Source organism: Fulvivirga ligni, assembly GCF_021389935.1.
Lineage (GTDB): Bacteria > Bacteroidota > Bacteroidia > Cytophagales > Cyclobacteriaceae > Fulvivirga > Fulvivirga ligni.
Window position 1 is genome coordinate 895,223 of sequence record NZ_CP089979.1, and the last position, 24,280, is coordinate 919,502.

Genomic DNA, 24,280 nt, shown 5'->3' on the forward strand with positions numbered 1-24,280 from the left:
TCCTGAATAAGGGGTTGGGATGTTTTGTTTTAATTCATGTACTTTTACGAAAAATAATAATTAGTAAGATGTTAAAGACAGTTCTATTACAGGCTTCTGGTTCAGGAGGAGGAATGCAATCAATGATTCTTTTTGGTGGTGTTGCACTTGTGTTCTATTTCTTTATGATCAGACCACAGCAAAAGAAGCAAAAGGATCAGAAAAAATTCATTCAGGAAATAAAGAGAGGAGATCAGGTAGTTACCATTGGTGGTATTCACGGGAAAGTATTAAGCGCTGATGATGACAACGTGGTGTTAGAAATTGATAAGGGAGTAAAAATTACTATCTTAAAATCATCAATTTCACTTGAGGCATCTAAGCCTCCGGTAAAGGAAGAGAAAAAAGAAGACAAGAAATAAGTTGAGTAGAATAAGTGACATCGTAAAATCATTGAAGCCGGAGTCATACGGGCATATCCGAGTGATAGTTCTGTGTGTTTTTGCGGCTACTACTTTCTGGTTTTTAAATTCACTTAACGAAAATTACTCTACTACTTTAAAATATCCCATCAAGTTTATGTACGATGAGGAAAGCTACATGGCAGTAGAAAAGCTTCCTGAAAATGTACAGTTAAACGTAAGTGGTCTTGGCTGGAATTTGTTTAGAAATAGCTTGGGTATAAAAGTTACCCCATTAGAAATACCATTAGAAACCCCTGCAGATGATAAACGGATTGTCGGGGCTTCACTGCCAGGTTTAATTTCTGAGCAACTAAATGAATTTCAGCTTAACTATGTTCTTACAGATACCCTTTATGTAAATATAGAGAGGCGTATAAGTAGAACTTTTCTATTAGCAATAGACAGTGCTGGCATTTCTCTGGATAATAATTATAGGGTGGTTAGCCCTATAACTTATGAGCCAGATTCTGTGCTTCTACAGGGCCCGGAAAACATCCTTAGTGCTATGTCAGATACTATCTATGTAAAAATCCCTCAGGAAGAATTAGACGAAAGCTATAATGAGGATGTCCCCATTAGTTTAGCTCAATCTTCTCTCATCCATAAAAACCCTCCTGCCATAAGAGTTAGCTTTGAGGTGGAGGAATTTGTGAATAATAAGCTTACTGTGCCTCTGGAACTTGTAAATTTCCCTGAGAACTTTACTGGTACCAAAAGTTCTATCGAGGTTAATTATCGTGTAGCCAGATCAAGGCAGGAAGATGTTACCCCTGAATATTTTGAAGCTGTTATCAACTTCAGAAAGATGGATAAGCAGGATTCTACCATCCTACCTGTGTTAAGAGCTTATCCGGACTACATTAAGGATGTAAAAATAGATACAGCTCGCGTTAAAGTGTTGCTCAATGAGTAATCTGCCACTTCAGGTTGGTGTTACAGGCGGTATAGGTTCAGGAAAAAGTATGGTGTGTGAGGTATTTGCCTCTATAGGCGCGCCTACCTATGATGCTGATAAGCGAGGCAAATGGCTTACAGATAATCACGCTGAAATAGTGGAGGAGGTTTCTTCTCTTTTTGGTGAAGATGCCTACAAAAATGGTCAGCTTGACAGGCCCTTTATTGCCAAGATCGTATTTAACGCACCCGAGAAACTTCAGCAACTCAATCAAATCATTCACCCCAGAGTAAAGGACGATTATCTGGAATGGGTCTCCTATCAGGATTATCCCTATGTAATTAAAGAGGCTGCCATTATGTTTGAATCAGGATCAAACAAGAGCCTGGATAAAGTGATTACCGTGTACGCTGCTGAGGACATCAGAATAAAGCGAGTTCAGCAAAGAGATCCTTTCAGGTCAGTTAATGAGATTAAAACAATCATAAAGAAGCAACTACCTGAAGAGGAACGCCAGGCTCTTTCTGATTATGTAATAGTTAATGATGATAGTGAATTACTATTACCTCAAGTTCTAAAGCTGCATTACCAGTTTGCTAATGACTATAGCGCTGATTGAGCCTCTTCTGGCTTAGGTTTTTTAGCAAATGCCTTCTTAATCCAGCGAGGAAGTACTAATGCACCACCCAGTAAGTATGGATAGTAGGTGATGAGCCTCCAGAAAAGGGTAGTGCCTAGAGTAAACTCTACCAAATAACCATCGAATAATTTAATAAAGAACTCTTCTGCTAAGCCACTTCCGCCCGGTGTTGGAGAAACTAGCATCACTATCCATAAGATCAAATGCTTACCTAGTATAAGTAGATGGTCTGCAAAATTAAGCCCTTGTGTGTAGGCGCTTATGATGAAGTTTAAAATGGCATATCTTGCGACCCATGCCACTATGGTAGACATGATTATTTTAAACCAATATCTTTTTTGCTTGCCTCTAATAAGTGTGGAGGCCCACATTACCTCGTTACCATGCTGATAAGCTGCATATCTCCATTTTCTGAGGAATTTTATAGAGGTCACCTTAATTAGAATCCATTTGAAAACCCTCGGTCTGTAAAAAAGAGCGAAGGCCATGCTAAAGGTGTATATGGCTATTAAAGAATAACTTGTAATGAATAAACCCTTTAAAGTGCCCTCAAAATCGGGAAAACTACTACTTCCGATCAATAGCAGCGCGATAGGGGCAAATATTACAAAGAAAAGATTATCAAGAATGGCTGTGAGTAGTGTGTAAGCCAATGATTTACCCAGATTGATACCCTCTTTAAGCAATATGAACACGGCTACTGCTGTGCCTCCTACTACCGAAGGTGTTACTGCTGAGGCAAATTCCCAAAGAATGATGACATAAACGCTGCTGGTCCAGCTGAGCTCTTCATTCGTAAGCGTTCTGATTCGGTATATATAAGCAGCATCTTTAATGAATAAGACCAGAAAAGCTAGTACTACAGGTAGTACTTGTGCTTCAAAAATAAGATTTAACTTTTGCGGAGTAAACGTATCATCCGTAAGGATTTTGTACACCACGAAGGCAACACTAATTACAGCCGGAACCCAAATCTTATTGGGATTAAGAGTTTTTAATATTTTTTTAGTGTCTATGTTCATTTATTCAGCAGCAGCTTCCTCCAGCTTCTCTATCCAAAAGTTATTAAAGCCTTCACCAATGTACATGGTGATAATGTTCAACTGTAATAATTCCAGAATAGCTAAAAAGTTAAAAATTACTGCAATTTTATTCGGATCACTTTCAATAAATGTTGAAAAAGCGATTTTAGGGGACTTCAGTAATTGGGCCTGAACATAGTCTTTTTGCCCTGATATGGTGTATGGATATTGGATTACCTCGTGTCTTGGTTTGTTTTGTTCTATCTCATAACGCTCCAAAACTCTCTGAAATACTTTTAAGAGTTTATAAAGGTCCAGGTCCTGCAGTTCAGATTCTACATTCACATTTTCAGAAAGTGACCTTACTTCCTTAAGAACATTTCCACGCTTCTCTTTACTGATCTGAGCATCCTCCATTTCTTTGAGTTGCTCCAGTACGGACTTGTATTTCTTGTACTCCAGAAGGTGTTTTACAAGCTCTTCCCGGGGGTCTATTTCATTTCCTTCGTCATCTAGCTGCGGCCTAGGCAGAAGCATTTTAGACTTAATACGCATTAAGGTGGCCGCTACTAATATAAATTCGCTGGCTACTTCAATATTCATTTGCTCCATATGGTGCAAATAGTCTAGAAAGTCATTGGTAATCTGATAGATAGGAATATCGTGAATATCTAGCTCATCCCTTTCAATGAAGAAAAGCAATAGGTCAAAAGGACCCTCAAAGAGTGGTAATTTTATTTCAAAACTCAAGGTAAATCAGCTTTTTCTAAATAAGACGAACTAGTTCAAAGATATTACTTATACCCCAAATTATACCCTGTTGCTAAAAAAAATGTAAATTTACAGGATGCTGTTTAATTATCTTTTCCAGCACATTGGAATAGGTACATAAAACAGTTACCTTGAGTTGTTGTTATTTGTTACAAACCCATTTTTTGCCGATGTTAATTGAGCCTGGAAAACTTTTAGCCACCATCAACAGCCCTGATGATTTGAAGCAATTAGATCAAACTCAGTTAGTAAAGCTGTGTGATGAATTAAGGCATTATATCATAGATAATGTTTCTGTTTATGGTGGTCATTTTGGTGCTAGCCTTGGCGTGGTAGAACTTACCGTGGCTTTACACTATGTGTTTAATACCCCTAAAGATCAGCTCGTTTGGGATGTTGGCCATCAGGCATATGGCCATAAGATATTAACCGGCCGAAGAGATGAGTTTCATACAAATAGAATTTATAAAGGCTTATCAGGTTTTCCTAAAAGAAAGGAAAGTGAATACGATGCTTTTGGCGTAGGCCATTCATCTACTTCTATTTCTGCAGCACTGGGAATGGCTGTAGCCTCAAAATATAAAGGAGACAAAGACCGACAGCACATTGCCGTGATAGGTGACGGAGCCATGACGGGTGGTCTTGCCTTTGAAGGAATGAACCATGCAGGTGTTTCTAATAGCAATTTACTCATTGTGCTTAATGATAACTGCATGTCTATAGACCCAAATGTGGGTGCGCTCAAAGACTATTTGACTGATATTACCACATCACACACTTATAATAAAGTGAAAGATGATGTTTGGAAAATATTGGGTAAGGTGAGCAAATTTGGTCCCAATGCCAGGGACATTATCTCAAAAGTAGAGAACAGTATTAAGTCTTTCTTACTTAGCCAAAGCAATATGTTTGAGTCATTGAATCTCAGATATTTTGGCCCGGTGGATGGTCATGATGTTAACCATTTGGTGAGCGTTATGGAAGACTTGAAAGATATAAAAGGACCAAAGATACTTCACTGTATTACCATGAAAGGTAAGGGCTATGGTCCTGCTGAAAATGGTAACAAAACTACCTGGCATGCCCCTGGTAAGTTTGATAAAGTGACAGGAGAAATAAGAAAGAAGGTCTACGAAACTCCGCAAGCGCCTAAATATCAAGATGTTTTTGGCCATACCCTGGTGGAATTGGCGAAGAAGAATAAAGATATCGTGGGAATCACCCCTGCTATGCCTTCAGGTTCTTCTATGAATATCATGATGAATGAAATGCCGGATAGAGCGTTTGATGTAGGTATAGCGGAGCAACATGCTGTTACTTTCTCTGCTGGTTTAGCTACGCAAGGCTTAATTCCTTATTGTAATATCTATAGTACGTTCATGCAAAGGGCCTATGATCAGGTGATTCATGATGTATGTATTCAAGATTTACCGGTTAATTTCTGCTTAGATAGAGCCGGTTTTGCCGGTGCAGATGGTCCCACTCACCACGGTGCGTATGACATTGCTTACATGAGATGTATTCCGAACATGATCATCGCTTCTCCTATGAATGAGCAAGAGCTTAGAAACCTCATGTACACAGCACAGAAGCCTAGAAAAGGTAATGCCTTCACTATTAGATATCCAAGAGGTGAGGGTGTGATGCCGGAATGGAAAACACCGATGGAGGAAGTAAAAATAGGTACAGGCCGAAAAATTAAAGACGGAGAGGAAGTAGCTATTTTAACCATAGGGCATATAGGAAATTATGCGGTTGAAGCTTGCGAGAAGTTGGAGAAAAAAGGCTTTAACCCGGCTCATTATGATATGAGGTTTGTAAAGCCTTTAGATGAGAACATGCTTCATGAAATATTTCAGAACTATACTAAGGTAATCACTGTAGAGGACGGCTGCCTCGTGGGTGGGTTTGGTACTGCGGTTTTAGAATTTATGGCTGAAAATGGTTATCAGGCGCAAATAAAAAGATTGGGTATTCCTGATGAAATTGTAGAGCACGGAGAGCAGTTAGAGTTGCATAAGGAATGTGGATTTGATCCTGATGGAATTGTTGATGCTGTTATTCAAGTGTCTGAGAAAGAACTGGTAAAGAAATAGTGTCTGCCATAACCTACACAGAAACCGGTCACGGTTTTCCTGTTATCCTTATTCATGGGTTTTGTGAATCTAAAGCTATGTGGGATCCATTTTTAAGTGGTCTTCCTGAGGACTATCGATATATAACTCCAGATCTTCCCGGCTTTGGTGAAAGTACTCTTCCTGAGGGCGATTTTACCATTGATGATATTGCAGAATCAGTGGCCGAATGGCTGGAGCAGTTAGAGATAAATACTTGCATTATCATCGGTCATAGTCTTGGCGGCTACGTGGCGCTATCATTGGCTAGATATCATTCTGAAAAAGTAGCGGGCATAGGGCTCTTTCATTCCAGTGCCTATGCGGACGATGAAGCGAAGAAAGATTCCCGAAATAAAACCATCACTTTTGTGGAGAAGCATGGAGTTCAGCGATTTGCGGATTCCTTTGTAGAGCCTCTTTTCCATGTATCTAACAGGAAGGATAACCAGCTCACCATTGCTTGGCTTAAAGAAATAGTAGCCAGTACTGACCAAGAGAGTCTCATCCAATATACCAAGGCTATGCGTGACAGGTTTGATAATGCTCAGGCCTTGAAATCATTTAAGAAGCCTGTTTTAATTATAGGTGGGGAAGAAGATCCTGCGGTGCCTGTAGAGAAAACTAGGGAAATGGCCGAGCTTCCAGAGAATTGCCGATTAGAATTACTGCCTATGACCGGGCATAAGGGTATGTATGAAAGGAATGATGTCTGCCAGCAGGTAATTACAGAATTTATACGGAACGTAGCAGCTAGCTAAGGGCTCTTTTAATTAACTCGAAAACTCTTGGTTCATAATCGAGTTTTAATGCCTCATTATGAGCTTTTGGGGACATTTTTCTCCAGGTTTTACCTATGATACTTACCACTTTGTCATCTTCATGATCTTTAATGAAATCAGTAATATAATATTTCAGAAATACCAGGCAGACTACATCTTCTAAAGCCTGACTTTCCTCGTCAGATTTCATCTGACTTTTCATTATATACATGGATACCTGAGAGATTTCCTCATCAGAAAAATCATATTTGGATAGAATGCTTCCTAAGATGTCACAATGCATCTTTTTAGCCTCCGTTCGCCATATAAGATAACCTTTTCTATCTGCCGAATACTCAGTTCTGGGTAATGACCACCTCTTAATGTGCTGGCCGTGAGCGGCGATTTTAAGTAATGTGCTGGCTTGTGGATAATATTGATTTAAGGCCTCAGTCATTCTTAGCGAATAGAGATACTCATATGCATATGTTCGTCCATCCCAGGTGTCAGTTCGTGGATCTTGTTGATTAATATTATCTATTTCATCAATAATAGCGTCATAATCTTTGGAGCGGTCATTCATAGGACTGTAAGGCTTTTGAATTCATATATTCAAATATAGCCTTTGGTCTGTGCTTTACTACCTCTCCTATTACAATTATTGATGGTGATTCTAACTTTTCAAGAGCCACCTGTTTTTCAATGTGGGCCAAGTCCGAAAATACTCTTCGTTCATTGCTACAAGTTCCATTTTGAATGATTCCAATAGCTTCTTTCGGGCCTCTATATTTACTGAACAATTTGGTGATTTGCCCCAGGTTTTTCATACCCATTAGAATAATCACTGTTGCAGTGCTTTGGGCGGCCAGTTCTAAATCTTTGGATACTTCCAAATTCGTGGTGGTTCCAGTAATTACCCAAAAGCTTTCATTAACGCCTCTTTTGGTGAGCGGTATGTAATTAGTAGCCGGTACACTTAAGGAGCTACTGATTCCTGGAATGATTTCTACTTCTATATTATGAGCCATGGCATGCTCTAATTCTTCATGTCCCCTACCAAACACAAATGGATCACCTCCTTTTAATCTTACTACTGTATCATGCTTTTGAGCATAATCTACCAGCATGTCATTAATGTAGATTTGCTGATAGCTATGTATCCCGGCTTTCTTTCCAACATAAACTTTGATGCAATGCTCACTGCAGTAATCTAGCAGTTCAGGATTAGCCAGCGCGTCATATAAAACTACATCTGCTTTTTGCAAAGCTTTGATCGCTTTGAGTGTAATTAGCTCCGAGTCCCCTGGACCGGCGCCTGTAAGTATGATTTTGCCCATTTCCGTGCGTTTTAGAGGGTTTTTAGTAAATATACGTAAAATGATTTTTCGAATTGCATATTTTTTACGTAATATTACTTAAAATTAATAAAAACCACTCTAAGTATGAAGAAAGTAGTTATTATCGGAAATGGTATGGTTGGCTATAAGTTCTGTGAAAAACTTAGGACTGTGGCCACGGCGGAGCAAATTCAGGTGGTTGTGTATGGGGAAGAAGTGCTGCCAGCTTATGACAGGGTACACTTATGTGAATATTTCACTAATGGCTCGGCTGATGATTTGCTTATGGCACCAACAAGCTGGTACGCTGAAAATCAGATAGAATTAATAACCGGCGAATTAGTGACATCCATAAATAGAGAGGAAAAAACCATTTCTACTCACAAAAATAATGTTGAGAACTATGATTATCTAATATTAGCCACTGGTTCCAGGCCATTGGTGCCACCTATAGAAGGGGTGGATAGAAATGGAGTATTTGTTTATAGAACTATTGAGGATCTTGATAATATTATCGATTACGCGAAGAATGCCACCAGTGCGGCGGTCCTTGGCGGCGGTTTACTAGGGTTGGAAGCGGCTAAGGCCCTTATTGACTTAGAGTTAGATACTCATGTAATAGAATTTTCTGATAGACTCATGCCGCGTCAGTTAGATGAAGCGGGGTCAGATTTATTAAAATATTCACTTGAGCAGTTAGGGCTGAAGATTCATTTAGGTATAAACACGAGATCCATCCAGGGTAATGGCAAGCCGGAATCCTTTCTTTTTCAGGACGGGGAGCAATTAAAGGCAGATATGCTGGTGATAAGTTGTGGTATAGTGCCGAGAGATGAATTGGCCCGAGAGTGCGGACTAGAAGTGGGAACTCGTGGCGGTGTGGTAGTTAATGACTTGATGCAAACTAATGATGCTCACATCTTCGCTATTGGAGAGGTGGCCTTACACAACGGTATGATTTATGGCCTGGTAGCTCCAGGTTATGAGATGGCTGATGTAGTGGTGAATCAGTTAACTTCTACACCTGAAAAATTATTTGCGGGCTTTGATATGTCTACCAAGCTGAAGCTGATTGGTATTGAGGTGGCCAGTTTTGGTAATGCTCTTGATCTGGAAAAGATCGGTACTCCTATTACCTATAAAAACCTGAAACAGGGAATTTACAAGAGAATCAATATTTCTAAAGATGGCTCTCAACTATTAGGAGGAATTTTGGTAGGAGATAGTAAGGACTATAATATGCTCATGCAGATGTCTCAAAACGGCATGGCGCTTCCCCCTAATGCTGAAGATCTAATTTTGGGAGCAAGAGGAGGCGAAGGAATGGATATGGTAGGTAGCCTTCCTGATGATGCTCAGGTATGCTCGTGTGAGAATGTAACTAAAGCTGATATTGTAACCTCTGTTAAAGAAAAGGGTTGTGAAGATTTGGCGTCAGTAAAGGGATGTTGTAAAGCTGGAACGGGCTGTGGCGCATGTACTCCAATGGTCAATGACATCCTTCAACAAACACTATTATCCCTGGGTAAACGTGTAAGAAATGTAATTTGCGAGCATTTTGATTATACCAGACAGGAACTCTTTGATCTGGTGAAGATTAAAAACATTAAATCCTATGATGAGTTGCTAGATCAGTTTGGTGCCGGTGATGGTTGTGAAATATGCAAACCTGCGGTGGCTTCTATCATGGCAAGTATTTTCAATGAGCTTATTGTAAAACAAGATACCATTCAGGATACCAATGACAGGTATTTGGCTAACATTCAAAAAGGGGGCTCATATTCGGTAGTGCCTAGAATTCCCGGTGGTGAGATAACTCCGGAGAAGTTGATAGTCATAGGTCAGGTGGCTCAAAAGTATGGTCTTTATACTAAAATAACTGGCGGTCAAAGAATAGATCTGTTTGGTGCTCGCTTGAATGATTTACCTAAAATCTGGGGCGAACTGGTGAAGGCTGGTTTTGAAAGTGGCCATGCTTATGGTAAATCTTTAAGAACAGTTAAAAGCTGCGTGGGCTCAACCTGGTGCAGGTATGGCTTGCATGATTCTGTATCTTTTGCAATAGAAGTGGAGGAAAGATACCGTGGATTGAGGTCACCCCATAAGCTCAAAGGCGGTGTTTCTGGCTGCAGACGAGAATGCGCAGAAGCCCAAAGTAAGGATTTTGGAATTATTGCTACTGAAAAAGGATGGAACCTATATGTGTGTGGAAACGGAGGAGCCAACCCTCAACATGCTCAGCTTTTGGCAGGTGATATAGATAAAAAAACATGCGTAAAATACCTGGATCGCTTCCTTATGTTTTACATCAGAACAGCGGAGCCACTAAATAGAACAGCTACATGGTTGAATAAACTAGATGGCGGCTTGGAGTATTTGTACGACGTAGTGGTAAATGACTGTCTGGGTATAGGTGATGAATTAGAGAAAGAGATGCAGGGTGTGATTGATACATATTCCTGCGAATGGAAGGAAGTGGTTGATAATGAGCATCTTCAGGCTAAATTCAGACACTTTGTAAATTCAGAAGAGCATGATCCTCAGCAGGCCTTTGGTGACATGCGTGGACAAAAGCTTCCTGCCAATTGGGCTTAATTCTTTCAACTTTAAACCTGTAGAAAATGGAAAACAATAACTTAATAGATACTTACCCTCAGTACGAAACGGTTCATCCTGAAGATGTTAAAGTTTGGTTTAGGGCCGCTCATGTAGATGATTTTCCTAAAAACGGAGGAGGCTGTATTCTTTACAAAGGACTTCAAGTGGCGGTGTTTAATTTTACCAGAAGGAATGAATGGTTTGCCACTCAAAACTTATGTCCGCATAAAAAGCAGATGATTCTATCGAGAGGGATGATTGGTACGGAAGGAGATGAGCCAAAAGTGGCCTGTCCTTATCATAAAAAAACGTTTTCATTGCAGTCAGGTGAAAATCTGAATGATAGCTTATGCCAACTGGCTACCTATCCGGTAAAGGTAGAAAATGATACTGTCTATGTTGGCTTTAAGTTTTGATCTGCAGATGTAGTTTTTCTCAAACCATAATTTTTATAATTTAGACAGGCCTAATGATGATGCATTATATATATGCCCCGACTTCTAAAATTTGATAAACTTGGCCGGTTTTATATACTTGCCCTCTCTGCTATTGCATTTAGCATTTTATTCAGTCAGCTGGTAGTTCAGAACTATATCGGCAAACAGCAAAATTATTCACGTACTATAAATGTAGCTGGTAGACAGAGAATGTTGAGCCAGAAGATAAGCAAGATAGCGCTTCAATTAGCCTATTTTCAGAATACTGATTCTCAAAAACCATTGCTTACAGACCTGCAGGAAACCTTGGATCTATGGGTGCAATCTCACGAAGGGCTTCTTCATGGTGATGAGGCTTTGGGTCTTCCTGGTACTGATACAGAGGATATTCTTAAAATGTATGAGAAGGTATATCCTCATTATGAGCCGATAGTTGAAAGTGTGAAGAGCATCATTAAAAAGAGATTGGCCGATCCTGATAGCGATATTAAAGAAGAGGTAAATGTTACCTTAGAAAATGAGGATAGCTTTCTGGCTGCAATGGACGCAATAGTATTTGCTTATGATACTGAAGCACAAGCTAAAATTGTAAGATTAAAGAATATAGAGGTGGGTCTGCTCATCTTATCATTGACTATTATTCTGATAGAATTTTTATTCATTTTCAAACCATTGGCCAGGGATGTTCGGCTCACGGTGTCTGATTTGATAGACTCTGAGGCCAAGTCAGTAAAAATGGCAGAAGAAATGAGCCGGTTATATGAAGAGCTGGTTCGCTCTTATCAGGAATTGGAATCCTTGAATTTTGAAACAGAACCGCAGCAGGTTTATGCTACTATAAATTCAAAAGGAGGTTTTCAGTCTATATCACCTGCTTTTGCCAAATTATTAGGTGAGTCAATGAATAGTATGCCTGGCTCATTTCCATTACTGCTTCAGAAAAATGAATTCTCAGAGCAGTTTATCAATGATCTTCTGCTTTTAATTGAGAACAGGCAGGCCTGGAACGGGGAGCTAAAATTCACTGATTCTGATGGTGATTTTTGCTGGCTGGAGCTTTCTATTATTCCTACGGAGTTTCAGACTAAGTCTGAATTTAAGCTTATAGGTAGAAATATAACTGAGATAAAAGAAGCTCGGATTCGGTCCAGAGAGATTAACCGTGAGAAGATAGAGAAAAAGGTAAGGGAGCAGCAATATCGATCCGTGCTTATATTAGAAGGTCAGGAAGAGGAAAGGCGCCGGCTTGGCAGGGAAATGCATGATGGCATTGGGCAAATGCTCACTGCCCTAAAATTGAGTATTGAATCCATTACGCCAACAGATTCTATTCACACTAAAAAGAGGCTGCAGGATACTAAATCTCTTATGAAGAGTATCTTACAGGAAGTACGGCGTATTTCTTTTAACCTCACACCTACCAGCCTGGTTGATTTTGGCATAGTGCCAGCCGTTAAAAAGTTTTGTCAGGAAGTAAATAACTTTTCTGCCCCTGAAATTGCTTTTCAAAACAAAACCAGTTTCGTAAATAGGCTGGATACACATATTGAAAGTAATATATATCGTATAGTGCAAGAAGCCGTAAATAACGCTATTAAGTATGCGAAGGCCAAAAACATAAATGTTTCCTTCGAGCATAATATTAACTTGCTGACTATAAAGATTATAGATGATGGAAAAGGCTTTAATTATGAGAATTTATTAAATTCAGGTCATTTTAAAAGAGCAGGACACGGTATATTTAATATGAAGGAAAGAGCAGCGTTTGTTAATGCTGATTTTAACTTATCTTCTGAAGTAGGTTCTGGTACAGAAATTACAATTAAACTACCTTTGGAGTAAATGGATACTACTATAAACATAATGCTGGCTGATGATCATGAGATCGTTAGGAAGGGTATAAAGATGCTGCTGGAGAGTGAATCAGATATTGAGGTGGTGGCAGAGGCTTCTGATGGACAAGAGGCTATAGATTTGCTGGGCAGTAATCATCCTGATATTGTGATTATGGATATTAGAATGCCGAATCTCAATGGCATAGAGGCTACAAAAACCATTAAAGATAAATTTCCTGCAGTAAGTGTCTTAGTGCTATCCATGCATGATGACGAAGAGTATATTACCCAGTCTATAGATTGTGGTGCTGATGGTTATCTCTTAAAAGATTCTGGTAAAGAAGAATTTGTAAAGGCTATTCATAACGTTTATGGCGGTCAGAAATACTTCAGTGCTGATATTTCTAATATTCTGGTGAATAATTACCTCTCAGCTAAAAAGTCTGGAGCTGTTCAGGTAGATACTGAGCCTGCTCAAACCATCGATTATGGACTAACCAAACGCGAGCGCCAGATTCTTAAAATGATTTACGAAGGTGTCTCTAATAAGGATATCGCAGACCAGTTACAGAAGAGCATCAGAACCATTGAGACTCATAGATTCAATATTATGAAGAAATTGGAAGTAAGTAATATTGCTGAACTACTACGTAAAATTGAAAATGAGCCTGGACTCAAGAATGGCTTAAAATAATCTAAATCCCTCTTTAAACTAGATTTTAAGCATTTCCAACCTTTTTAATAACACGTAATTACGTAGAAATTAAGTTTTACGTAAATTATACGTAGAAATATTTGACTTATTGGTTTATAAATACGTAATTTTACTTAACAAACCTAAGTAATCGTATTCATAACCATGAAACACCTTATCTACCTTAGCCTTTTCATGATTATCTGTGCAAAATCCTACGCACAATTATCTGTATCTGGACAGGTTCGGCCCAGGGCTGAATTCTACAATGGTAATAACTCCGGCTTATCTACTGAAGATAATAAGCCAGGTTTCGCCATTATGCAACGCACGCGGCTACAATTAGCGTTTTCTAATGAAAATGTAATTGTTCACTTCACTCCTCAGTACATTAATTTTTGGGGTCAATATGCTGAAACCAGCACTCAGGGAGCTGTCTCTATCTACGAGGCATGGGCTGGTTATAAGTTTTCAGAGAAGTTTACCTTGCAATTTGGCAGGCAGCCCATTTCTTATGGGGATCAGCGTTTTCTTGGAGCGCTAGATTGGGCTGCATCTGGCCGAGCTCATGACGCTTTTGTGGGTAAGTGGAAAACGGATAAGGTATCATTAGATGGCGGCGTCACCTGGAATCAGGTAGGATTTACTAATGACATTAACACCTTTAATAATACCGGTGCTGCCAGCGTAAAAAGCCTTCAATATCTTTGGTTATCTGCCGGAAAGGAAGATTTCTCTTATGCTGGTATGGTGGCCAATGTGGTAACAGAAACAGATCCAGGCATTTATTACGCTTATACTACAATAGGTGTAATGCCTAAGGTTGAACTAAGTGATAACTTCTCCCTTTCGGCATCAGGATATTTTCAGTTTGGTAAATTCAAAGGCACCAAGCTTGGAGGCTCTCTTTTTTCTATAGAAGGAACCTACAAAGCTGGAAAGATGCCACTCACAGCAGGGGCTGATATAGTATCTGGAGATAAAGAAGATACTCAGGGTAAGAATGAAACCTGGAAGCAGCAGTTTGGCACTAACCATAAGTTCTATGGCTACATGGATTTCTTTTATGTGGGTGAGCAGCCATCTATGGGTTTAAATGATTTCTATGTAAAAACTTCATTTGCCACAGGTAAGAAATCAAAATTGATTACCCATCTACACTATTTCACTGCTAACCAAAGCTTTACGGATGAGATTAGTGATACGGGCGTTAGCGCTTCTGGCTACCTCGGAACAGAACTAGACCTCATTTATAATCTTAACATCAGCGAGGAGCTCAATTTCAAACTTGGCTATTCTCAGCTTTTCGCCTCTGAAAATTTCGAGCTCTACAAAAATGGTTCATCAGAAACCATCAATAACTGGGCCTGGCTTCAGCTCAATTTAAATACATCCTTCCTTAAATCAAGTAAATAACCTTTAACCATTATTGATATGAAACTTCTTAGCAACGGACAAGCCACTAACATCAAATTGTGGAGTATCAGCTCTCCGCAAATGCGTGCATTTCACTTTTCCTGGATGGCATTCTTTCTATGCTTTTTCGGATGGTTCGGTATAGCACCCATGCTTCAGGTAGTAAGAGAAGACCTGGGTATTACCACAGATCAAATTGTTACTACTAACATGGTAGCTGTAGCTTCTACAGTATTTATGCGCCTGATTATCGGGTGGTTATGTGATAAAATAGGCCCTAGAATTACTTATACCTGGCTACTGATTTTAGGTGCTATTCCAGTTATGCTTATCGGTATTTCCCAGAATTATGAACAGTTTTTATTATTCAGAATGTTTATTGGTGCCATAGGTGCGTCATTTGTAATTACTCAGTTTCACACTTCTGTCATGTTCGCTTCTAATGTGGTAGGTACTGCTAATGCTACTACCGCTGGTTGGGGTAATCTTGGTGGCGGCGTTACACAGCAACTTATGCCTGTAGTTTTTGCAGCGGCCCTGGCCATTTTCGGAGCGGAAACATTAGCCTGGAGATATGCCATGGTAGCACCAGGTATACTTCTTTTTATCATGGGAATTTTATATTACAAATATACCCAGGATACACCTCAAGGAAATTATAAAGACCTTAAAGACACAGAGTTAGAAAGAAAAAATGCAGGCAGCGCATTTAGAGAAGCATGTAAAGATTATAGAGTGTGGGTGCTTTTTGTAATCTATGGTGCATGTTTCGGTGTGGAGTTAATTGTTAATTCAAAAGCTGCTTTATACTTCTTCGATTATTTTCAGATGGACATGGCCACAGCTGGTCTTATTGCCGGCCTTTTTGGTCTTATGAACCTTTTTGCTCGTTCACTGGGAGGTATTGTTGGTGATTATTTCGGCAAAAGCTCAGGTCTTTCTGGTAGAGTACGCTGGCTATTTGTAGCACTACTGTGTGAAGGTATTGCGCTTGTAATATTCTCCAGAATGGGTACTGTACCTACCATTATTGCTTCGTTAATAGTGTTCAGTTTATTTGTTCAGATGAGTGAAGGTGCTACTTACAGTGTGGTTCCATTCATTAATAAGAAAGCTTTGGGAGCTATATCTGGTATAGTCGGTGCTGGTGGAAATGCTGGTGCAGTAGCAGGAATGTTTTTGTTCAAAAAGCAACTTACCGGCCTTGAGTGGACAGACTCTTTCTTTATCCTCGGTTTAATAGTGGCCGGAGTGTCGTTCTTCAGCTTTGCAGTACGATTCTCAGCAGAAACAGAAGCTGCTGTGAAAGAAGAAAGAACCAGAATAGCCGAAGCAGAACCCATGCTACAGGCTTCATAATTTCAATTATTCTTCGGAGGGTGTATGATACAAAACAAGAAAACTTATAAAAGCACGTGCTCTTACTGCGGTGTGGGTTGTGGTGTCAAAGTGTCTATAGATAAACAAGGAAAAATTGATTTAGAAGGAGACGAGACCTATCCTGTAAATCAAGGAAAGCTTTGTAGCAAAGGCATGAACCTTCATTATACAGTAATGGAAAAGAGTGATCGATTGTTGTTTCCGCAGATGAGAGGAAGCAAGAATCATCCTCTGGCTCGTGTGAGTTGGGATGACGCTATCAATAGGGCTGCCGCCGTTTTTAAAACATTGATAGCGATGCACGGTCCTGATTCTGTAGGTTTTTATGTATCGGGTCAGTGCCTTACCGAAGAATATTACCTTGTAAACAAGTTAACCAAAGGTTTTCTTGGTACAAATAACATAGATACCAACAGTAGGCTCTGCATGAGTTCTGCTGTGGTTGGCTACAAATTGGCACTGGGTGAAGACTCAGTGCCTGTTTCTTATGAAGACATAGAACTAGCCGACTGCTTTTTTATTTCCGGGGCTAACCCTGCTTGGTGCCACCCTATTTTATTTCAACGCATACTCAGTCACAAAGAAAAAAATCCAGATGTAAAGCTCATTGTGGTTGATCCACGAGCTACAGATACCTGCAGCATGGCAGATCTGCATTTGCAAGTGCTTCCTGGTACTGACGAAGTGCTGCTTCATGCCATCACCAGGGTGCTAATTGAACAAGGCTACGCAGATCATGAGTTTATTCAGCAACATACTGATGGCTATGATTTGTTATATAAGGAGGTAATGAACACTTCTTTAAAAGAGGCTGCCTCCATTTGTCAGATTTCAGTGGATGATATTTTGTCTGCAGCTAGAATAATTGGTCAATCAAAAGGTTTCATCAGCATGTGGGCCATGGGACTTAACCAAAGTACTCAAGGGGTCAACACTAATCTGGCTTTGCTTAACCTGCATTTGGTCACTGGTCAAATAGGAAAACCTGGCGCCGGTCCATTCTCACTAACAGGTCAGCCTAACGCCATGGGAGGCCGAGAGGTAGGTGGAATGGCCAATCTACTAGCCGCCCATAAAGATCTACTCAACCCTGAGCATAGAAATGAAGTAGCCGAGTTTTGGGGTGTAGATAAAATCAATGAAAAACCAGGACTCACTGCTACTCAGATGTTTGAAGCACTGAAGTCTGGTAAAATGAAGGCTATCTGGATCATCTGTACTAACCCTTCTGTAAGTATGCCAAATGCCCGAATTGTGGACGAGGCTCTTTCTCAGGCAAAGTTTGTGGTAGTGCAGGACATATCTAATTCTAGCGATACTGCCAAGTATGCTGATCTTTTACTGCCCGCAGCAGGCTGGCTTGAAAAAGAAGGCACCATGACTAATTCAGAACGAAGAATTAGCTATCTGCCTAAATCTGTGGATGCTCCGGGTGAGGCATTGCCAGACGCAGAAATACTCATGAGGTTTGCCAAAGCCATGGGTTTCAAAGGCTTTGATTTTAAAAACAATGAAGAAATTTATTTAGAACATTGCCGCCTCACTAATGGTACTCGAATAGATATTTCAGGCCTAAATTACTCTATGCTGAAAGAGAGAACTTACCAGTGGCCAGTTCCATCATCTCAGCATGAAGGAACTGCTCGTCTGTTTGAAGATAAAATCTTTTATACTGATAATGGTAGGGCAAAGATTCATACTCCTGGTCCTGCAGATAAGCCAGAGCGATTATCGAAAGATAAACCATTGATATTAACCACAGGTCGTATCCGTGACCAGTGGCATACTATGACTAAAACTGGCAAAGTGAATAAGCTGAAAAAGCATATTCCAAAGCCCTTTCTTGAAATAAACCCTTCAGATGCTGAAGCCAGAGACATAAAAGATGGTGATCCAGTAAATGTTACAGGTTCTCGGGGAGACGTAAGGGTCAGTGCAAAAATCACTGATACCATTAAAAAGGGAGTAGTCTTCCTGCCCATGCATTGGGGCAAAATGCTGGGTAATGATAATGGCAGAGCCAATAATCTTACTAATGAAGCTATCGACCCAAGGTCAAAACAACCGGGGTTTAAGTACTCTGCCGTGGAGGTCACAAAATATAAAAAGCCTAAATCGAAAATAGTGATTGTGGGTGCCGGTACCGCAGCCTTTAGGTTTATACAAACTTATAGAGAACGGAATATCTCTGATGAAATTCATGTGTTTTCCAGAGAAGAATGGCCTTTTTATAATCGCGTTTTGCTCCCTGAATATTGTAATAACTCAAAGGGCTGGCAAGATTTATTAAAGTATGAAATAGCCGAATTAGAGAAGCTCGGAATTGTGCTTCATGTCTCGAATGGAGTAGTGAATTTGGATAGAAAAAATAAGGTAATTATAGATGAAAAAGGAGAAGAGCACGATTATGACCAGCTTATTTTAGCAACCGGAAGTAAAGCTTTTGTCCCACCTGGTGCTCCCATGCACATTCCCGGGGTATTTACCATGAGGGAACGGCAAAATGCTGATGAGCTCAAAAACTACCTGCACAGCGGTAATCATGTTTTGGTAATTGGAGGAGGATTATTGGGCTTGGAAATGGTAGCAGCATTGAGAGAAATCAATGTAATGGTCACAGTAGTGCAACTAAGCTCCAGACTGATGGAGCGCCAATTAGATGCTACGGCTAGCACTTTGCTCCGAGAATATGTGGAAGAGCTTGGTGCTCAGGTACTTACTAATGATCAGGTTATTGGCCTTAAAGAAACTCCGAAAGGGACTATCGCGGCTACATTTCGCAGTGGAAAAATGGGGCATTTCAACAGCGTAATTTACGCAGTGGGTACTCGTCCGAATATTGAGCTTGCCACACAGGCCGGCCTTGAAACTTCTAGAGGTATAGTAGTTAATGAGCACTTGCAAACTACCGATCCAGATATTTTTGCCATCGGAGAAATAGCTGAATATCAAAACAAAACAAATGGAACAACCGCAGCGGCTGAAGAGCAGGCAGATTGCTGTGCTAAATATATTTTGGGAGATACAGGTGCAACTTATGCGGGCTCCACGGTGATGAATATACTAAAATTCTCCCATCTGGATCTATGCTCTATTGGTCTGCCGGAGATACCTTACAATGGAAAAAATTATGATGAAATCATATTCATGGATAGATCTCAACTATATTATAAAAAGTGTATTATCCATAAAGACCGATTAGTTGGGGCCATTCTGATGGGCGATAAAGAGGAATTTGCTGATTTTAAACAGCTCATAGAAACTCAAACAGAGCTTTCTGAAAAAAGATTAAAACTTTTAAGGTCCGGCCAAAAACCTAAATCTATAAGTGGTAAATTAGTTTGTGCTTGTAATAATGTAGGTTCTGGAAATTTAGAGGAAGCCATGGCATCTGGCTGCTCCTCCTTAAATGATATTTGCCAGGCCACAGGTGCTGGCTTAGGGTGTGGAAGTTGCAAGACAGAAATTCAAAGAATGTTAAACGATAGGCTTGAGCCGTGTAAGGTATGAGTGAAACCAAGTTTAGGGACTTAGTCCGTGTGTTCGTAAAGGGTGGTATTATTTCACCAGGTGATTTATTAAAAATTTTGTTAGTGGCTCATAAAGTAGGATCAGAATATATTCACATAGGGTCACGTCAGGACATCCTCTTTCCTGTTCCTGATGACTCACAAGCGGATCTGGATTCTTTATTTCAAGAGATTGATTTGCAGTATGAGCTGGAAGATTTTCATTATCAAAATATAGCCAGTAGCTATGTGGCTTTAGACATTCAGCCCAGCAAGCAGTGGCTGGTGGCTCATCTCTATCAATATATTCTGAACAGCTTTGATTACAATCCTAAGTTGAGAATTAACATTGTTGATCCTTCACAGAGTATGGTTCCATTATTTACCGGAAATATCAATTTCATTGCATCAGATTATGAAAACTTCTGGTTTGTCTATCTAAGGTTTACAGATCAAAATTCTGGCAAGCCATGGCAATTGCCTTTTCTACTATATGGCGAAGAAATATCTGCCTTTTCGAAGAAAATTGAAGAGCTAAATGATCAAAATCCTCAGATTGAATACGCTGAGATTTATAATGTATTAAAAACATTGGCTTTTAAGACGCAACCGCTTTCAGAAAAACTCACCTTGCCAGAAGTGAATTTTAGTTATTACGAAGGCATCAACAGAATGCCTGATGGTAAGTATTGGCTGGGGCTTTATTGGCGGAATAATAAGTTTTCCGTTAATATTTTGGAAGCCATTTGTTCGCGATGCTTAAATACTGATATCGGCGTAATAACACTTACTCCATGGAAGTCTTTAATTATTAAAGGAATCATGGAAAATCATCGTGTGGGGTGGGAAAAATTGATGGGTAAATCAGGTATGAATCTGAGACATTCTTCTTTAGAATTAAACTGGCATTTGCCAGTAAGAGACAGAGAAGCGCTTGATTTGAAAGTGGAATTAGTACGAACTTTAGATCAACAAGATATTAGTACATATGGCCTTTCTTTTACCATTAAAACCTCTGAAGATATCACACCTTTTTCTACGGTGGTAATTGAAAAAAACAATCTTCATAACACTTATAATATTTTGTATTCCAAAGACTTTAATCCTAATCTGATGGATTACCAGTTATACGCCAGAAATGTGGAGAAAGAAAGTATAGCTGCATTGCTAATAGAGCTTAGCCATATTTATTACGATAACTTGCCTGAGGACAATGTCTTTCATAACATGGGAGATACACTGGTGCAAAACTTAAAAAAAGATTTGTATCAATGTAGTAGATGCAAAACTCTTTACGATGAGGAATATGGAGATCCTCAAAATAGTATCAAGGCAGGAGTTGCATTTGCAGATTTGCCTGTTTCATATCAGTGTCCTCTGTGTGGTTCGGAAAAGGCATTATATGAAAGAGCAATATTTTAGTTAGCCACCGCAGCCTAAATTTTTCTTCAAGTTCCTGTTAGGAAGAATTCCGAAGGTTTCCTGATCTTCATTTTCTTCCTTTTCTTTTTCTTTTTCGGCCTTTTTATTTTCTGGCTTCTTCTTTCCTTCGTTCTTCATACTATAAAAATGGATAGTTTTAGTAAATTAAACGTGAAATCCATGTCTTCTGTTTAGATCTACAAACTATGAAATTAATCAACCAAATGCTCTGCGCATTATGCATAACCTGTATTTTTGCGGCCTGTCAGAAAATAGATAAAGAAGAAAATACTATGAGTAAAGCAACGCCTCCAAAAGCGGAGAAGATAGAAAAGCAGCTGATTGCGCACGGAGAGACACGTATAGATAATTATTATTGGTTAAATGAACGTGAAAATCAGAAAGTAATTGATTATCTGGAAGCTGAAAATGCCTATACAGATACTGTTTTAAAACATACTGAAGGTTTTCAAGACAAGCTTTACAATGAAATTGTTGGCAGAATAAAACAGACTGATGAATCTGTTCCATACAAAACCCATGGATATTGGTATTATACCCGCTATGAAGAAGGGCAAGAATACCCTATTTTCTGTAGGAAGAAAGGCACGTTAGAAGGTCAGGAAGAGGTGATGCTGAATGTGAATATTATGGCTGAAGGTCATGAATACTTTCAGGTAGGTGGCCTCAATGTGAGTATGGATAATAAGCTTCTTGCCTATGGCGTAGATTCAGTGGGAAGAAGACAATATACAATCCACGTAAAGAATCTTGAAACGGGAGAAGTAACGAAAACGGCAATTGCTAACACAACCGGAGGAAGTACATGGGCCAATGACAATGAAACCCTGTTCTATACCAAGAAGGATCCCGAAACACTACGTTCAGATAAGATATTCAAGCATAAATTAGATTCTACCACTGCGGATGCCCTTATCTATCAGGAAGATGATGATACATTTTACACGGGTATCTATAAAACAAAGTCAGACAAATATTTAGTAATATGGTCAGGAAGCACGCTTACTAATGACTATAGAATACTAAATGCAGATACTCCTGATGGTGATTTCAAAGAATTTATCCCAAGAGAAAAAGGCCTAGAATATTCTTTCGACCACTTTGAAGATAAATTTTACATAGTGACCAACTGGGACGCCATTAACTTTAGATTAATGGAAACTCCTGAAAACAATACGGGTAAAGAGAATTGGAAAGAGGTCATCCCACATCGTGCCGATGTTTATCTGGAAGGCATTGAGCTTTTTAGAAATCACATGGTAGTGGAGGAGCGCTCTAATGGTCTTACTCAGCTAAGAATAATCAACCAGGAAACTAAAGACGAGCACTATCTGGATTTTGGTGAGGAGGCTTACACCGCCTACATTGGCACAAACCCTGAGTTTGATACTGACATACTCAGATATGGCTATACATCTTTAACCACTCCAAATTCGGTCTATGACTATAACATGGACAATAAAGAAAAGGAGCTGATGAAGCAGCAAGAAGTGATCGGCGGTTATAATCCTGATGAATACGAAACCAAGAGATTATTTGCTACTGCTAGGGATGGTGTGAAAGTGCCAATATCATTAGTTTATAAAAAAGGGACTAAAGCAGGCTGAAGGAAATCCTACATTACTTTATGGATATGGTTCTTATGGCGCTACCATAGATCCATCCTTCAGCTCTACCAGATTAAGCCTAATTGATAGAGGGTTTGTCTTTGCTATTGCGCATATACGAGGTGGCCAAACCATGGGGCGCCAGTGGTATGAGGATGGTAAGATGTTTAAAAAGAAAAACACCTTCAATGATTTTATTGACTGTGCGAAGTTTCTAGTCAGTGAAAAATATGCTCAGAAAGATGAATTATTTGCCATGGGAGGAAGTGCCGGTGGTCTTTTGATGGGTGCAGTGATCAATCAGAGTCCTGAACTGTGGAAAGGTGTGGTGGCAGCCGTACCATTTGTAGATGTAATGACCACCATGTTAGACGAAAGCATACCATTGACTACAGGCGAATATGACGAATGGGGAAACCCCAATAATAAAGATAGCTATGATTATATGCTCTCTTATTCTCCTTATGATAATGTTAAGAAACAAGACTATCCTAATATGCTTGTAACTACCGGGCTGCATGATTCTCAGGTTCAATACTGGGAGCCTGCCAAGTGGGTGGCTAAATTAAGGGAGATGAAGACAGATAATAACATCATATTACTAGAAACGAATATGGATGCTGGACACGGTGGGGCGTCTGGCAGGTTCCAGAGGTATAAGGAGACTGCCTTGGAATATGCCTTTATCTTAGACCTTGCTGGCATTAAAGAGTAGAAATTACCCACATCATTTTCAACAGGTTAGGGATAAAATTCCACGTGATGGAAGCCTTAACCTGTTTTTTTGTTTTAAAATGGCCCAAAAAGCAGTTTGGTACATTCCTTGAATAATTGTAGGCAAAACGAAACTAATTTTTACGCTAAGCAAAACCTACCTTAAATTTTTGTTTGGCAGAGTTTAAATATAACTACAATGAATCATACACAGCATAGTAAAAAAGCGGCACAACCTTTAGGAGAGTTAGTGAAAGAGCACCAGTTGGCTATAGAATCTTTTGAAAGAATTATGGAAACTGCGGATAGTGAGGATTTAAAAGAATACTGTGAAAAAGCTATCGAACTAAGAAATACATTAATTGCAGATCTTCAGGAAGAAATCGATACGGTATCAACAGATTATAAATTATCAGATAGAATTAATATCGTTGACAGAATTAAGTCAGGAAAGAAAAATATAGTTCAGGCTATCGAAAAGGTAGAAAAGAACATTGTTCAGGCGTACATGAGAATTATTAGAAGTAACACTTTCAATAACACCACTGAGAGTATCCTGCGTGCGCAATTAGAAACTTTAAGAAATCGACTAAAAGCTGTAAAAACGACTGCACCGAAAGGTATTCTACAGGCGGCATAAAATTTTCATCACTATTAGTTATAA

General features: G+C 39.5%; 19 protein-coding genes and 1 pseudogene. 15 read left to right on the plus strand and 5 right to left on the minus strand.

The genetic code is table 11. The features are described from left to right. Positions 1–68 precede the first annotated feature (68 nt). The 3 genes from yajC to coaE are packed head-to-tail and all read left to right on the plus strand — an operon-like array spanning position 69 to position 1,957. Positions 69–401, plus strand: a complete 333-nt coding sequence (yajC, locus tag LVD16_RS03985; protein ID WP_233772296.1) for a preprotein translocase subunit YajC — start codon at positions 69–71, stop codon at positions 399–401. A gap of 1 nt (position 402) precedes the next feature. Next, positions 403–1,356, plus strand: coding sequence for a YbbR-like domain-containing protein (locus LVD16_RS03990; protein ID WP_233772297.1), 954 nt, complete (start codon positions 403–405; stop codon positions 1,354–1,356). Next, the gene (gene coaE, locus LVD16_RS03995) at positions 1,349–1,957 is read left to right on the plus strand and encodes a dephospho-CoA kinase (RefSeq protein WP_233772298.1); all 609 of its coding nucleotides are present in this window, start codon (positions 1,349–1,351) and stop codon (positions 1,955–1,957) included. Before LVD16_RS03990 ends, coaE begins: the two co-directional genes overlap by 8 nt. On the opposite strand, the gene LVD16_RS04000 is transcribed toward coaE, so the two are convergent. Together LVD16_RS04000 and LVD16_RS04005 are read right to left on the minus strand one after the other, a co-directional pair. Then, positions 1,942–3,000: a lysylphosphatidylglycerol synthase transmembrane domain-containing protein gene (locus tag LVD16_RS04000; protein ID WP_233772299.1), complete on the minus strand. Its 1,059-nt coding sequence runs from the start codon at positions 2,998–3,000 to the stop codon at positions 1,942–1,944. The genes coaE and LVD16_RS04000 overlap by 16 nt on opposite strands. Beyond that, positions 3,001–3,750 carry a segregation and condensation protein A gene (locus LVD16_RS04005; RefSeq protein WP_233772300.1) on the minus strand — a complete coding sequence of 250 codons (750 nt, stop codon included), beginning with the start codon at positions 3,748–3,750 and terminating at the stop codon, positions 3,001–3,003. Positions 3,751–3,941: 191 nt separating this feature from the next. Between LVD16_RS04005 and dxs the strand changes: the two genes are divergently transcribed. Then, a complete protein-coding gene (gene dxs / locus LVD16_RS04010; protein ID WP_233772301.1) occupies positions 3,942–5,867 on the plus strand; it encodes a 1-deoxy-D-xylulose-5-phosphate synthase in 1,926 nt (641 codons plus the stop codon). Beyond that, positions 5,867–6,646: an alpha/beta fold hydrolase gene (locus LVD16_RS04015; protein ID WP_233772302.1), complete on the plus strand. Its 780-nt coding sequence runs from the start codon at positions 5,867–5,869 to the stop codon at positions 6,644–6,646. Before dxs ends, LVD16_RS04015 begins: the two co-directional genes overlap by 1 nt. On the opposite strand, the gene LVD16_RS04020 is transcribed toward LVD16_RS04015, so the two are convergent. Together LVD16_RS04020 and cobA are read right to left on the minus strand one after the other, a co-directional pair. Then, positions 6,639–7,229 carry a DUF4202 domain-containing protein gene (locus LVD16_RS04020; protein ID WP_233772303.1) on the minus strand — a complete coding sequence of 197 codons (591 nt, stop codon included), beginning with the start codon at positions 7,227–7,229 and terminating at the stop codon, positions 6,639–6,641. The two genes, LVD16_RS04015 and LVD16_RS04020, sit on opposite strands and share 8 nt — an antisense overlap. Next, complete coding sequence (gene cobA, locus LVD16_RS04025) at positions 7,222–7,983, minus strand: uroporphyrinogen-III C-methyltransferase (RefSeq protein ID WP_233772304.1); 762 nt, start codon at positions 7,981–7,983, stop codon at positions 7,222–7,224. The genes LVD16_RS04020 and cobA overlap by 8 nt, the downstream gene beginning before the upstream one ends. 105 nt (positions 7,984–8,088) lie before the next feature. Here cobA and nirB point away from each other — a divergent pair, with 105 nt between their 5' ends. The 8 genes from nirB (at position 8,089) to LVD16_RS04065 (ending at position 21,274) form a co-directional block, all read left to right on the plus strand. Beyond that, positions 8,089–10,578, plus strand: a complete 2,490-nt coding sequence (nirB, locus tag LVD16_RS04030) for a nitrite reductase large subunit NirB (RefSeq protein WP_233772305.1) — start codon at positions 8,089–8,091, stop codon at positions 10,576–10,578. Between the two features lie 26 nt (positions 10,579–10,604). Further along, positions 10,605–10,997 (plus strand): nitrite reductase small subunit NirD, encoded by a 393-nt coding sequence (nirD, locus tag LVD16_RS04035; RefSeq protein ID WP_233772306.1) that lies wholly within the window; start codon positions 10,605–10,607, stop codon positions 10,995–10,997. Between the two features lie 72 nt (positions 10,998–11,069). Further along, the gene (locus LVD16_RS04040; protein WP_233772307.1) at positions 11,070–12,860 is read left to right on the plus strand and encodes a sensor histidine kinase; all 1,791 of its coding nucleotides are present in this window, start codon (positions 11,070–11,072) and stop codon (positions 12,858–12,860) included. Next, positions 12,861–13,547: a response regulator transcription factor gene (locus LVD16_RS04045; protein ID WP_233772308.1), complete on the plus strand. Its 687-nt coding sequence runs from the start codon at positions 12,861–12,863 to the stop codon at positions 13,545–13,547. It abuts the gene before it with no gap. Positions 13,548–13,712: 165 nt separating this feature from the next. Further along, on the plus strand, positions 13,713–14,963 hold the full coding sequence (locus LVD16_RS04050; RefSeq protein ID WP_233772309.1) for an alginate export family protein: 1,251 nt from the start codon (positions 13,713–13,715) through the stop codon (positions 14,961–14,963). Between the two features lie 18 nt (positions 14,964–14,981). Next, positions 14,982–16,322, plus strand: a complete 1,341-nt coding sequence (locus LVD16_RS04055) for an MFS transporter (RefSeq protein ID WP_233772310.1) — start codon at positions 14,982–14,984, stop codon at positions 16,320–16,322. A 24-nt stretch (positions 16,323–16,346) separates the two neighbouring features. Next, positions 16,347–19,853 carry a nitrate reductase gene (locus tag LVD16_RS04060; protein ID WP_233772311.1) on the plus strand — a complete coding sequence of 1,169 codons (3,507 nt, stop codon included), beginning with the start codon at positions 16,347–16,349 and terminating at the stop codon, positions 19,851–19,853. Beyond that, complete coding sequence (locus LVD16_RS04065; protein WP_233772312.1) at positions 19,850–21,274, plus strand: rubredoxin; 1,425 nt, start codon at positions 19,850–19,852, stop codon at positions 21,272–21,274. The genes LVD16_RS04060 and LVD16_RS04065 overlap by 4 nt, the downstream gene beginning before the upstream one ends. On the opposite strand, the gene LVD16_RS04070 is transcribed toward LVD16_RS04065, so the two are convergent. Beyond that, complete coding sequence (locus LVD16_RS04070) at positions 21,275–21,412, minus strand: hypothetical protein (RefSeq protein WP_233772313.1); 138 nt, start codon at positions 21,410–21,412, stop codon at positions 21,275–21,277. It abuts the gene before it with no gap. Between the two features lie 155 nt (positions 21,413–21,567). On the opposite strand from LVD16_RS04070, the pseudogene LVD16_RS04075 reads away from it, so the two are divergent. Together LVD16_RS04075 and LVD16_RS04080 are read left to right on the plus strand one after the other, a co-directional pair. Further along, positions 21,568–23,617 (plus strand): annotated as a pseudogene (locus LVD16_RS04075) (S9 family peptidase). Positions 23,618–23,815: 198 nt separating this feature from the next. Continuing rightward, positions 23,816–24,256: a ferritin family protein gene (locus tag LVD16_RS04080; protein WP_233772314.1), complete on the plus strand. Its 441-nt coding sequence runs from the start codon at positions 23,816–23,818 to the stop codon at positions 24,254–24,256. The last annotated feature ends 24 nt before the right edge of the window (positions 24,257–24,280 follow it).

What these genes read in the sequence shown, in the direction of transcription:
- LVD16_RS04060 (WP_233772311.1), top strand. Translation starts at nt 16,347, where the DNA reads ATGATACAAAACAAGAAAACTTATAAAAGCACGTGCTCTTACTGCGGT.
- nirB (WP_233772305.1), top strand. Translation starts at nt 8,089, where the DNA reads ATGAAGAAAGTAGTTATTATCGGAAATGGTATGGTTGGCTATAAGTTC.
- LVD16_RS04055 (WP_233772310.1), top strand. Translation starts at nt 14,982, where the DNA reads ATGAAACTTCTTAGCAACGGACAAGCCACTAACATCAAATTGTGGAGT.
- dxs (WP_233772301.1), top strand. Translation starts at nt 3,942, where the DNA reads ATGTTAATTGAGCCTGGAAAACTTTTAGCCACCATCAACAGCCCTGAT.
- LVD16_RS04070 (WP_233772313.1), bottom strand. Translation starts at nt 21,412, where the DNA reads ATGAAGAACGAAGGAAAGAAGAAGCCAGAAAATAAAAAGGCCGAAAAA.
- cobA (WP_233772304.1), bottom strand. Translation starts at nt 7,983, where the DNA reads ATGGGCAAAATCATACTTACAGGCGCCGGTCCAGGGGACTCGGAGCTA.
- nirD (WP_233772306.1), top strand. Translation starts at nt 10,605, where the DNA reads ATGGAAAACAATAACTTAATAGATACTTACCCTCAGTACGAAACGGTT.
- yajC (WP_233772296.1), top strand. Translation starts at nt 69, where the DNA reads ATGTTAAAGACAGTTCTATTACAGGCTTCTGGTTCAGGAGGAGGAATG.
- LVD16_RS04045 (WP_233772308.1), top strand. Translation starts at nt 12,861, where the DNA reads ATGGATACTACTATAAACATAATGCTGGCTGATGATCATGAGATCGTT.
- LVD16_RS04050 (WP_233772309.1), top strand. Translation starts at nt 13,713, where the DNA reads ATGAAACACCTTATCTACCTTAGCCTTTTCATGATTATCTGTGCAAAA.
- LVD16_RS04065 (WP_233772312.1), top strand. Translation starts at nt 19,850, where the DNA reads ATGAGTGAAACCAAGTTTAGGGACTTAGTCCGTGTGTTCGTAAAGGGT.
- LVD16_RS04040 (WP_233772307.1), top strand. Translation starts at nt 11,070, where the DNA reads ATGCCCCGACTTCTAAAATTTGATAAACTTGGCCGGTTTTATATACTT.
- coaE (WP_233772298.1), top strand. Translation starts at nt 1,349, where the DNA reads ATGAGTAATCTGCCACTTCAGGTTGGTGTTACAGGCGGTATAGGTTCA.
- LVD16_RS04020 (WP_233772303.1), bottom strand. Translation starts at nt 7,229, where the DNA reads ATGAATGACCGCTCCAAAGATTATGACGCTATTATTGATGAAATAGAT.
- LVD16_RS04000 (WP_233772299.1), bottom strand. Translation starts at nt 3,000, where the DNA reads ATGAACATAGACACTAAAAAAATATTAAAAACTCTTAATCCCAATAAG.
- LVD16_RS04080 (WP_233772314.1), top strand. Translation starts at nt 23,816, where the DNA reads ATGAATCATACACAGCATAGTAAAAAAGCGGCACAACCTTTAGGAGAG.